General features: G+C 56.2%; 1 pseudogene. It reads right to left on the bottom strand.

The window, feature by feature from the left end:
• Positions 1-598: pseudogene (locus ACLO87_RS16870) on the bottom strand (IS3-like element IS911 family transposase); the annotation flags it as partial.

Here is a 598-nt window from a genome sequence, read left to right on the forward strand (position 1 = left end):
TGACTGCCCTGATCGCTGTGGAACATCACCCCGCCGGGCTTACCACGGGTTTCCCATGCCATTTCCAGCGCTTTCATGGTGAGCCTGCTGTCCGGCGAGAACGACATGGCCCAGCCCACTGGTTTTCTTGCGAACAGGTCGAGAACAACGGCGAGGTACGCCCAGCGCTTACCCGTCCAGATATAGGTCACATCACCGCACCACACCTGATTTGGCTCGGTCACGGCGAACTGCCTTTCAAGGTAGTTAGGGATAGCAACATGTTCATGACCACCACGTTTATACCGGTGAGTCGGCTGCTGACAGCTGACCAGCCCCAGCTCTTTCATGAGCCTGCCAGCAAGCCAGCGTCCCATCTGGTAGCCTCTCCGGGTTGCCATTGTGGCGATGCTTCTTGCTCCGGCCGAACCGTGGCTGATGCCATGTAGCTCAAGTACCTGACTGCGTAATACAGCCCGTCTGCCGTCTGGTTTTTCAGGACGGTTTTTCCAGTATCTGTAGCTGCTGCGATGAACCCCGAACACATGGCAGAGTGTGACCACAGGATAATGCGCTCTGAGTTTCCCGATTATCGAGAACTGTTCAGGGAGTCTGACAT

Origin of the sequence: Paenalcaligenes sp. Me52 (genome assembly GCF_050487965.1) — a bacterium.
Taxonomy (GTDB): domain Bacteria; phylum Pseudomonadota; class Gammaproteobacteria; order Burkholderiales; family Burkholderiaceae_B; genus Paenalcaligenes.